This window comes from Ruegeria sp. BB1 (assembly GCF_056539465.1).
In genome coordinates this window covers 267,856-278,810 of record NZ_JBQFVB010000001.1, presented here as the reverse complement: position 1 = coordinate 278,810, position 10,955 = coordinate 267,856, and the positions used below count along the sequence as shown (strand labels likewise).

The following is a 10,955-nucleotide window of genomic DNA, read 5'->3' as shown; positions in this document are numbered from 1 at the left end:
CCTTGCAACCAACCATCTGCTTCCCATCTTATCAATGTGAAAACGATTTACATCAACCCCGGAGACCCCAAATGACCGCACTGTCCGACCCCGCCGTCCCAGAAAATCCGGGATGGCTGCACCGCATCGAAACTTGGCTTGATGACAAAGGCAAAGGCGCCTGGATCGCCGTCATGGTCCTTGGTTTCATCTTCTTCTGGCCCGTTGGCCTGGCCCTGTTGGCCTACATGATCTGGAGCAAACGCATGTTCAGTAAATCCTGCAGCCGCCGCAAATCCTGGCACAGTCACATGAGCGCTATGAAACCCTCGGGCAACAGCGCGTTTGATGCCTATAAGGCAGACACTCTGGCGCGGCTTGAACGCGAACAGCAGGACTTCGAAGCCTTCCTGCGCCGCCTGCGTGACGCCAAGGACAAGGCTGAATTCGACCAGTTCATGGACGAACGCGCCCGCGAAAACCACGACGAGCCCGAAAACGGCGAGCGCGCCTGATCAAAGCTTGCCCTGTCCCGCCATCCGGGACAGGGTAATTTCCGAACAATATCCGGATATTACAACATGACCCACCTGCCCGACCCTGATACCCAGCCTGAGTTCTACCAGTCGGTAGCAACCAAACGCTTTGTCGCGTGGCTGTTTGATATCGCCTTCATTTCGCTGCTGTGCATCGTGCCGGTTTTCCTGACATTCGGCGCGGGGCTGCTGTTTCTGCCCTTGATCTATGGCGTCATCAGCTTTGTTTACCGCGTTGTTACCATCGCCAACGGATCGGCGACACTGGGCATGCGTTTCATGGGCATTGAATTGCGGGACGCATTCGGGTCCCGTCTGGATATGGGCAAAGCCGTGGCTCATACCGCCGGGTATTTCATCAGCATGGCGTTTTTCGTGGTTCAGATCATCTCGGTCATCATGATGCTGACCAGCGCACGTTGTCAGGGCCTAACGGATTCGTTCCTTGGCACGGTCATGATCAACCAGCGGGCTTAAATATCTGCCAATTGAATCACTTGGCGGCTCAGGGAACCGTTGTTATCATCCTGTGTCAGGAAACACGGAACCTTCATGCGACACACGCTGCCCATCGCGCCGCAATTTTATGTGACGGCCCCGCAACCCTGCCCTTACCTTGAGGGCAGGATGGAGCGTAAGCTGTTCACCGCCCTACAGGGCGAAGGTGCCGATCAGCTGAACAATTCCTTGTCGCAACAGGGGTTTCGCCGTTCTCAAAACGTGCTTTATCGCCCATCCTGCACTGATTGCGCAGCCTGTCTGTCGGCCCGCATCGACGTGTCGGCTTTTCGCCCCAGCAAAAGCCAAAAGCGCACGGCCAAACGCAATGCCTACCTACAGCGCCGTGCAAACTCGCCTTGGGCAACTGATGAGCAATACGAACTGTTCCGCCGCTATCTGGACACACGCCACGCCGATGGCGGTATGGCCGATATGGATGTGTTCGAATTCGCCGCAATGATCGAAGAAACTCCGATCCGCAGCCGCGTGGTGGAATATGCCGACCCCGAAAACGGAGAGCTGATCGCCGTCAGCCTGACTGACGTTTTGGATGACGGGCTTAGCATGGTTTATTCCTTCTATGACCCTGAACAGCCGCAAAGCTCTCTGGGAACGTACATGATCCTCGATCACATCGACATCGCGCGAGAGGCTGGCCTGCCCTACGTCTATCTGGGCTACTGGGTACCCGGCAGTCCCAAGATGGGGTACAAGGCGCGGTTTTCAGGGCTCGAAGCCTATATCCAAGGCAACTGGAAGCGTATCAACAATCCGTCTGAACTGGCGGACGGCAAGCACCACCCGCTATCGACCGCGCCGATTGCCGAGCAGGTCGCCAGTATTCAACTGCCCGACCGCCACCCGACCAAGGGCTAAACTTCCATGCGTCAAACACTATACGCCGTCACCCTTGTGGTGCCGGATTACGATGCAGCTATTGCGTTCTACACCCAAAAACTCAGCTTCACCCTGACGCAAGACGTTGACCTGGGCGGTGGCAAACGCTGGGTGCTGGTGTCTCCTCCAGGATCAGATACCGGGTCACTTTTGCTGGCGCAGGCAGACGGTCCAAGCCAGATCGCCGCCGTGGGCAATCAGACCGGAGGCCGCGTTGGCTTCTTTCTGCAAACGGATGATTTCGAACGCGATCACGCCGAAATGTTGTACAAAGGCGTCCATTTCGAAGAAAACCCCAGACAAGAACCCTACGGTTGGGTCGCCGTCTGGCGCGATCCGTTCGGAAATCGCTGGGACCTGATTCAGTTCACCTGATCTGCCTTCATCTGGCCAAAAAAATTCTCGTGGTTGAAATGGCCGCAGGCCAAGAAGGGGCTGGCCCCTTCAACAATCTAAAAAAGCAAAGGGGGCCAATTGGCCCTCTTTTCCGTTGGATCACAGTAACCAATCAATTCGGGATCAGATCCGGCACGATGGTTACAATCGACGGGAAGGACCACAGGATGCCAATCCCCACCACCTGAATGATCACAAATGGTATGATCCCACGATAGATATGGCCCGTCGTCACCTCTTTCGGTGCAACCCCCCTCAGGTAGAACAACGCAAACCCGAACGGTGGCGTGAGGAACGAGGTCTGCAGGTTCACCGCCACCATGATTGTCACCCATTTCGGGTCAAACGACCCGCCATAGATCACCGGGCCCACGATGGGGATCACGATGTAGATGATCTCGAGGAAATCCAACACAAAGCCCAGGATGAACAGCACCAACATCACGATCAGGAAGACCGTGAACTCGTTGTCAAAGCTGCGTAGGAATTGCTGGATGTAATGTTCACCCCCAAATGAGATTACCACCAGGTTCAACAGCTGCGATCCGATCAGGATGGTAAAGACCATCGACGTCACCTTGGCCGTTTCGCGCACAACCGGGGTTAGAACTCCGCTTGAGAACAGAACCCAGCAGGCAAAGATCAATCCGAACAGCGCATAGAGGTAAGCCGCGTAGGCAAAGATAAAGGCGATCCAGCTTTCGACCGAGACATCGCCTTGATTGATGCGCAGATCGAAATTTATGCCCATCAGCATGCAGATGATGACGGCGAAGGTCGACCAGATGATCACTTTCCCCGAGCGCCCCTGATCCTGCAGCTTGCGATATGCCGCCAGCATGATCGCCCCGCCCGCACCCAGCGCAGCCGCCGGTGTCGGGTTGGTAATGCCGCCAAGGATTGAACCCAGCACCGCGATGATCAGAACCAGCGGTGGAAAGACCACACGGATCAAATCATTGGTGGCACAGCGTTCAGCCGCGAACTTGCAGCCATAGATCGCCAGCGCAAAGGGTATCGCCATGATCACGAAGGCCACCCCTGACGAGGTCGTCGGCGCAATCAGCAGCACATCCACCAGCACCATCAACAACAGGCCGATGGATCCGATGATCAGTGGTTGTGTAGACTGCGACGGCGCAATGCCGCGGCCAAACAGCAAGGTCAGACCCAGCAGCACGACTATAACCGCGACACCAGTACCAATGGGTGCAGTAGCGGCAATCTTGGCCTCCTGCGCAGCGGCCAGCTCTTCTTCGGTCAGGCGCTGAGCCTGAGAAACACCGCCCGCCTCATCCAACGCTTGCTGCTCGGCCACGGCCTGATCCCAGGCGGATTGACCGTGCAGTTCGATCATCGAGACCTTGCATTCCTCAGATACGTTGGTGCGCAGCGAAGCACCCTCGCCGATATCCGAAAAGGCCGAGACAGTGATGTTCTGGCTGCCGATCACACCCGTGCTGCCCAGCAGAACGGCACCCACGATCAGCGCGACGGGCGCGCCCAGCAGCCAGGTCAGGCCTTCACCGCGGGTGATCGGTTCACCGCCACCGCCGCCCAGTTCCACGGCCGGGGCCTTTTCGGGGTTCATCAACGCATAGCCGAAGGCATAAAGCGCATACAGCAAGGCCAGCATGATCCCCGGCAGCAAGGCCGCCTGGAACAATGTGCCGACCGAGACCACCGCAGGCTCACCCAGATAGGTCAGCGCGTCGGTACACCCGGCCTCAACCGCGCGGGTTTCCTGTGCGGTCGAATACAGATCACCAGCCAGCGTGCCTAGCAGAACAATCACGATAGAGGGCGGAATGATCTGCCCTAACGTCCCCGAGGCCGCGATCACACCGGTTGCCAGTTCAGGCGAGTAGTTGTTTCGCAACATGGTCGGCAGCGCCAGCAAACCCATGGTCACAACGGTCGCGCCCACAATCCCGGTCGAGGCCGCCAGAAACGCGCCCACAACCACGATCGACACGGCCAGACCACCCGGCAACGGGCCAAAAACACGCGCCATTGTGGTCAGCAGATCGTTGGCGATCTTTGAACGCTCCAACGTGATGCCCATCAGGACGAACATCAGCACGGCCAACAGGGTTTCGATGGATTGCCCGGCCAGAACACGCTCGTTGATACGGTTCACAATGAACGAGACGTTGCGGTCCAGCGCAGTTTCCCAGCCAGAGGGGAAGACCGGCTCGCCAATGGTTGGCAATTCCGGGTATCGGAAAACAGATATGGTGTCAGGTTTGACGCCCGAATTCACCAGATCCCGATAGGCCTGCGTGCCCGAGTCGATGGCCTGATGCACCAGCAACCCGGCACTGTCCAATGCCGCGATGATCCCGAATGAGATGATACCAGCCCCACCGATGGCAAAAGCCACCGGGAACCCGGAAAGGATGCCTCCGAAAAGGCAGAAAAATACGATAATGAGGCCTATCTCGACGCCATCAAGTCCGAATAGCATTGTCTGGTTCTCCGTCCCTAATGCGCGCCTTCGTAGGCTTCTTCACCCTCACCAAGGCTATCCTTGTCGAGGTATTTTCCAGCACTGTCCGGTCCTTCCACGTATTCAAGATACGACCGGTACAGGAATGCTATTGCTTGCAGGAAGACCAGCCCGGCAAAGGCCACCAGCATGATCTTGAACAAGAAATACGCAGTGAAACCGTTGGGGCTGAAGCCGATGGTTTCGACATTCCAGCGCATCGCCTTCGATTTCAGCAACAACCGCTCCAGCGTGTCACTGGCCGAGGGTTTCGGCACGATCAGGTGCCGCCACATGAAGTACCAGCCATACATCCAGACCAGCACCGCCAGCGGCATCATGAAGAACACCGAGCCCAGCATGTCGATCACCTTTTTGGTGCCGAACCGTGCCGGGGCATAGAACAGATCAACCCGCACATGCCCGCCCTGCACAAAGGTGTACCCTACACAAAGAGACACCACCAAAGCGTTGTAAAACTTCAACATTTCAGCGTACCAACTGATGTCGTATTGCAGCGGAATGCCAAAGGCGATCACGATGTCGGGGCGGGTGAAAATCCGCTGCATGATCACGATGATGATTTGCTGTAGCACCATCAGCAGACCGGCCCAGGCAAAGAAACGGCCCAGCGTGTTGGTGAACCCCTCAAGTCCGCGCACACACCCCCACATGAAGTTGTTGCGGACCATGCCGATGATCGTGATAACCAGAAAAACTGCAAAAACGGCAAAGAAGAACTCAACCGATCCGCCATAGTAGACGAAGCGCATGACAGCTTCTTTATCGGACCAATCCAGCCAGAGGCTTGGATGGGTCAGTGCGTAGCCAATGTTGTAGAAGGCTTGGGCCAGATTTTGCAGAACCCAGACAATCCCGCCGCCAACTGCGGCAAGAGCGTCGGTCAAACCAACCGAGCTGCTGTCGTCCATGATGTCCCTCACTCAGCTGAATATCTGTGACTTTCACCTTAGCAGGGGTCGCAGGATTCAGAGAATATGTATTGAAAAGAGGCCCCACTTTCGTGAGGCCTCTGAGATTTCCGGCGCCTACTTAGCCACCCAGAACACGAACGCGCTGCTGGACGTAGTATCCATCCGACTTGTTGATCCACGAGGCCGACGTCGCCAGCGACTCTTCGAACGAACCGCGGATATTGGCAAACAACTCGTCATTCATGTTCTCGTCCATGACCTCGGCGGATGCCTGGCCGAACGCGTCCCAGACGTCGTCCGAGAATTGCAGCGTTTTGACGCCCTGCGATTGTAGACGCGCCAGTGCGGCACCGTTGTTGGCCAGTGTTTCGGCCAACTGATAGTGGGTTGTGGCCATCGACGCATAGCGCAGGATCGCCTGCTGTGCCGGTGTCAGGTCATTCCAGACATCCAGGTTGACCGATGCGGCCAGACCCGAGCCCGGCTCATGGAAACCCGCGGTGTAGTAGACCTTGGCAACTTCCTGGAAGCCGGCGCGTTCGTCCGCCATCGGGCCAACCCACTCCAGACCGTCCAGCGCACCCGAAGACAGCGCCTGATACAGTTCGCCGCCGGGGATGTTCTGAACCGAGGCGCCCAGTTTGCCCAGCACCTTGCCACCCAGACCAGGCATACGGAACTTCAGACCGTTGAAGTCTGCGGCCGAGTTAATCTCGTTGCGGAACCAGCCACCGGACTGCGAGCCCGAGTTACCGGCCAGCAGGCCCTTGAGGTTAAAGATCTGACCCAGCTCGTCGTGCAGCTCTTCGCCGCCGCCATGGTAGTACCAGTTGGTCAGTTCCTGCGCGGTACCACCAAACGGCACAGCGGTGAAATAAGCGTAACCGGGGTGCTGACCGATAAAGTAGTAGTCGGCCGAGTGGTACATGTCAGCCTGGCCCGACGACACGGCGTCGAACACTTCCAGCGCGCCCACCAGTTCACCCGGGGCCTTCTTGTCGATGGTCAGCTGACCGTCGGACATCTCGCCGACCATCTGCTCCATATAGCTGGCTGCGTCATCCAGAACGGCAAAGCCACGCGGCCATGATGTCACCATCGTCAGGGTCCGCTTGCCCTGCGCATATGCCGGTGCTGCCAGCGCGGTAGCTGCAGCCGCGCTGCTGCCTAGTGCCGTGGTTTTCAAAAATGAACGACGATCCATATAGTCAGTCCTCCCAAAGTCATGGTCTGCCTCTTGGGGCAGTTGATCGTTGTCGATGGGGCGGATCATATCCATGCAATTGAAGATGAAAATACCTACTACTACGTAGAAACGGTCATTCGTTGGGTCAAACCGCTGGATTCACCGCGATTTTTTACTCGGCACCTACCTATTCCCGGCATTGAACGGTCCGACTTTGCTTTTTTTGTGAAATTTGCCTATCGCAGAGATATGGGGAGATTCCGCAACGTCTTTCGACCGAATTACGCGCAAAAGCTGTCGCTGCTGGCAACACTGCCGCTGATTGTGGCCGTGGCGGCAATTGCCATTCTCGTCGCGCATCAGTCGCGCAAACTGGCCGAACGTGAAATCGATCAGCTTGAGGCACAGCTGATCGAAGCCAAAAAGGCCGAACTGCGCAACTATGTCACCCAAGCTCGCAACGGATTTTACTTTGTCTACGGCTCGGCCCAACCCGATGACCAGGCGGCCAAGGATCAGGTCGCGCAAATACTGTCGGCAATGATCTACGGCGATGACGGGTTCTTTTTTGTCTATGACTATGACGGTACCAATCTGGTTAGCCCGCGCCAAACCGACCTGATCAACAAGAACTGGAGCGGCCTGACCGACAGTGAGGGCACACCAGTCGTGGACGAACTGATCCGGATCGCCCGACAAGGTGCGGGGTATCACACCTATCTGTGGCCCAAACCTTCGACCGGGGAAGAGGCACAGATGATCACCTACGTCACCAGCTTTCCCAGCTGGCAGTGGGCTGTGGGAACCGGGGTGTTCATTGACGACGTTGTCGCCTCGATCGCCGCAGCCCGGGCCGAGGTCGAGGCCCGTGTGCGCCGGACATTCTATTATATCGGCGGTATTACTTTGGCGGCAGTGCTGGTCGTTTTTGCATCCGGCATGCTCCTGAATTTCCGGGAACGGCGGCTGGCGGATGCCAAGCTGAAGGAACTGACGCAACGGGTTCTCGACGCGCAAGAGGAAGAGCGGGGCCGAGTGGCGCGCGAACTGCATGACGGGATCAGCCAGATACTCGTCGGTGTACGCTACGCGCTGGACAATGCCCGGCGGCGGCTTGCGCGGGGCGATGACGACGGGGCCCACGCCCCATTGGACAAGGGGATAGAGCATCTCGGCACCGCAATCACCGAGGTGCGCCGCATCAGCCGCGATTTGCGCCCAGGTGTGCTGGACGATCTGGGCCTTGGCCCCGCAGTGAAGGCGCTGACCGACGATTTCCGCGAGCGTACGGGGATTGAGACCGAATTCTCGACCGTCGTGTTTCGAAACCGGTTGGATCAGGACGCCAAGATCGCCCTTTACCGTATCGCACAAGAAGCCCTGACCAATATCGAACGCCACGCCGACGCAACGCATGTTACAATTGATCTGCGCGGTCACAAAAAGGGTGCCACCATGCGCATCACCGACAATGGTCGCGGCCTGCCCCGCGAGGCTGAAGGCGTCAGCACCGGGATCGGGCTGCGCAACATGCAGGAACGCATCGAACAGCTTGACGGATCACTGCGTATTCTGTCATCACGCAGCCCGCACGGCGGCACCGTGATCGAGGTTACCCTGCCGCTTAGCCACTTGCTTCCGCCGCAGGAAGACGCAACTCCGAACCGAAAGGCCGGTACATGAGCGCACAGTCGATCCGGGTCCTGATCGTGGATGACCACCCGATGGTGGCCGAAGGGATTCAGTCGATCCTTGAAAGCTATCCCGACATCGAAGTGGTCTGCACACTAGGCACCGGGCAAGAAGCCGTTGATCAAGTTGCCGATCTGTCCCCCGATGTGATCCTGATGGATCTGAACATGCCTGGCCTAGGCGGGCTCAGCGCCACCGAGATGATTTTGGAGCGCCTGCCCGAGACCCGCATCCTGATCCTGTCGATGCATGACAGCCCCGAATACATTTCGACCGCACTGAACCACGGGGCCAAGGGTTATGTCCTCAAGGACGTACCGACGGATGAGATCAAACAGGCCATCGACGCGGTGATGCGCGGCGAACAGTACCTTTGCACCGGTGCCAGCGGGTCGCTGCAGCCCAAACAAGACAGCGCACGTGAGGCGCTGACCGGCCGTGAGCAGACCATCCTGCTGGAACTGGCGCAGGGAAAGTCCAACAAAGAGGTGGCGCAGACCTTGGAAATCTCTGTGCGCACGGTGGAAACTCACCGCAAGAACATCAAACGCAAACTGGGTATCTCATCCACTGCGGGCCTGACCCGATACGCGCTGGAACACGGTGTCCTGCAAGGCACCAGCCCCGGTTTCTAAACACGCCCGCAGCGCGCAGCGCTGCCCGGCCTAACCGGAGGAGATGCGCCGCAGGTGTATTGACAACGGGCGGGAGGGCCTACCCCCTCGGGCTGATATCCTGTCCAAAGAATACCAACGTCCCGTCTTCGTCGATAACGTGAAACTCGCGCTGCAGATAGGGTTGATCAAACGGCGGGCGCACGCGCCCTTCGGGTAGATCAGCCAATCCCGGCAGCAAGCTGTCGTACAAATCGTCGATTTCGTCGACGTCTATGTAAAACGACTGATCTTCTCCCAACGGGCGACCATCATCGCGCGGCGGGCATTCCAATAGCCGAATGGCCACGGACCCCAATGACAAAAAAGCGTAATTGTCCTGCCGAAACCCGCAAGAAAATCCCAAACGATCGCAATAGAAATCAATCTGCTTTTGCAGGGAGGAACACAGAACAAATGGCGTAAGCTGTATAATCTTAGGCATCGGACCCTCCGGTCGCTGAAAACCTCTTTATTTTAACCCCAGAATTTTCAGTCCAGCAATTGATCCTTTCGCATCCCTTCACGCGCATGATGATGCGGTAACACACGCCCATAAAGCTGTCGTGTGCGTTCAACCCCGCCGCACATCCCTTCGGCTTCAACGAATGAGAAAATCCCAACGTATCGGGTGCGCGCACCCGTTACTGGGGCCACCCTGTGCAGCGCGTACCGTCCCTTGAAAATCTGTAGGTCCCCCGGTTGCAACTCCAGCTCTCGGACCCGTGCCCTGTCTCCGTCCAAAACCGAGGCCACGGACTTAAAATTTTCGTCCTCGGCCGTGCGCAGGTTCGGCACATATTCAAAGGTGCCCCCGACTTCTCCATTCTGAATGGCCAGCGTAACGGTGTAGTTGTTGGTGTCGAAATGCCAGGGAAAGCCCTGCCCCTCTTCGACCACGTTAATGATCACATCTGCCAGCGGATCATCATAGCGAAAGAACCGATCCTCGGGCTCGTCCAATGCGTCACGGACAAAAGGCATGAACCATTCATATTCGTAAATCCGCCGCAAAGGACCCGACGTGGGGAAATTATCTGCGGGAACAAAGGCGTTTGAGCGGTCATAAAAACGGCGTATCGGATGCCCGATCCCAAAGCGCGGATCATCTTTGGTGAAATAGGCGTTGGTCCTGTTGAAAGAGCGATGCGCTTGTGGGGCAACCTCATCCGCCTCGCGCACCAGCAACTCCAAACCGTCCTCATGCACAAATCCTGGCAGAACCGCGCAGCCGTCTTGATCAAGTTCTTTCCGCACATCTGCAATCGTCTGATCATAGCCCCGCGACCCGGGCCGATCGATCGGATACCGCCCTAGATCTATGAGGTCCTGCAACATTCTTCGCCTCCCTTACCTGTTCAACTGAGACCAGCGTGCCGCACAGAGCCGGGTCGCTCATGTCAATTTTAGACATTGCCTTGACGCTTTCAGACCTGCCATTTGCCAGCCCAAATCATCATGAGCGGGCAAAAATTCGCGGAAATTCCCAACCTGCGGCAATCTGCGCAATAAAATGTCGCAAAAACTGCATCTCAGGTTACAAAATTGGTACGATTGCCTGTTGACGCCCCTTTCGCCCGCCCATAATGTCCCTGCCAAGCTGAAAAGGAGCCTCTGGCGATGAAAGCACTAGTCGTAATCGTAGGAAACACGCGCATGGGCCGGTAACGGTAAACCATAATCGAACCCATG

11 protein-coding genes are annotated in these 10,955 nt (G+C 57.1%); 6 read left to right on the top strand and 5 right to left on the bottom strand.

Annotation, left to right across the window (positions count from 1 at the left end; genetic code table 11):
- Window positions 1-71: 71 nt before the first annotated feature.
- From ACR0AL_RS01420 to ACR0AL_RS01405, 4 genes are all read left to right on the top strand, one after another.
- Entirely contained in the window at window positions 72-494 is a 423-nt protein-coding gene (locus tag ACR0AL_RS01420; RefSeq protein ID WP_170349002.1) for a DUF2852 domain-containing protein, read from the top strand.
- 66 nt (window positions 495-560) lie between these two features.
- Window positions 561-992, top strand: a complete 432-nt coding sequence (locus ACR0AL_RS01415; protein ID WP_170349003.1) for an RDD family protein — start codon at window positions 561-563, stop codon at window positions 990-992.
- Window positions 993-1,067: 75 nt separating this feature from the next.
- A complete protein-coding gene (locus ACR0AL_RS01410; RefSeq protein ID WP_170349004.1) occupies window positions 1,068-1,892 on the top strand; it encodes an arginyltransferase in 825 nt (274 codons plus the stop codon).
- Between the two features lie 6 nt (window positions 1,893-1,898).
- Window positions 1,899-2,288 (top strand): VOC family protein, encoded by a 390-nt coding sequence (locus ACR0AL_RS01405; protein WP_480661693.1) that lies wholly within the window; start codon window positions 1,899-1,901, stop codon window positions 2,286-2,288.
- Between the two features lie 133 nt (window positions 2,289-2,421).
- Here the strand turns inward: ACR0AL_RS01405 and ACR0AL_RS01400 are convergent, their stop codons facing one another.
- The 3 genes from ACR0AL_RS01400 to ACR0AL_RS01390 all read right to left on the bottom strand — a co-directional run bounded on the left by ACR0AL_RS01400 (window position 2,422) and on the right by ACR0AL_RS01390 (window position 6,936).
- Window positions 2,422-4,776: a TRAP transporter large permease subunit gene (locus tag ACR0AL_RS01400; RefSeq protein ID WP_170358907.1), complete on the bottom strand. Its 2,355-nt coding sequence runs from the start codon at window positions 4,774-4,776 to the stop codon at window positions 2,422-2,424.
- A gap of 17 nt (window positions 4,777-4,793) precedes the next feature.
- Window positions 4,794-5,729, bottom strand: coding sequence for a TRAP transporter small permease subunit (locus tag ACR0AL_RS01395; protein ID WP_170349007.1), 936 nt, complete (start codon window positions 5,727-5,729; stop codon window positions 4,794-4,796).
- 121 nt (window positions 5,730-5,850) lie between these two features.
- Window positions 5,851-6,936 (bottom strand): TRAP transporter substrate-binding protein, encoded by a 1,086-nt coding sequence (locus ACR0AL_RS01390; RefSeq protein ID WP_170349008.1) that lies wholly within the window; start codon window positions 6,934-6,936, stop codon window positions 5,851-5,853.
- A gap of 231 nt (window positions 6,937-7,167) precedes the next feature.
- On the opposite strand from ACR0AL_RS01390, the gene ACR0AL_RS01385 reads away from it, so the two are divergent.
- Both ACR0AL_RS01385 and ACR0AL_RS01380 read left to right on the top strand, forming a co-directional pair.
- Entirely contained in the window at window positions 7,168-8,601 is a 1,434-nt protein-coding gene (locus ACR0AL_RS01385; protein ID WP_170349423.1) for a cache domain-containing protein, read from the top strand.
- Entirely contained in the window at window positions 8,598-9,245 is a 648-nt protein-coding gene (locus ACR0AL_RS01380) for a response regulator transcription factor (RefSeq protein WP_170349009.1), read from the top strand. The genes ACR0AL_RS01385 and ACR0AL_RS01380 overlap by 4 nt, the downstream gene beginning before the upstream one ends.
- 79 nt (window positions 9,246-9,324) lie before the next feature.
- On the opposite strand, the gene ACR0AL_RS01375 is transcribed toward ACR0AL_RS01380, so the two are convergent.
- Window positions 9,325-9,708: a bleomycin resistance protein gene (locus ACR0AL_RS01375; RefSeq protein WP_170349010.1), complete on the bottom strand. Its 384-nt coding sequence runs from the start codon at window positions 9,706-9,708 to the stop codon at window positions 9,325-9,327.
- Between the two features lie 47 nt (window positions 9,709-9,755).
- Window positions 9,756-10,601, bottom strand: a complete 846-nt coding sequence (locus tag ACR0AL_RS01370; RefSeq protein ID WP_170349011.1) for a HalD/BesD family halogenase — start codon at window positions 10,599-10,601, stop codon at window positions 9,756-9,758.
- Between the last annotated feature and the right edge of the window lie 354 nt (window positions 10,602-10,955).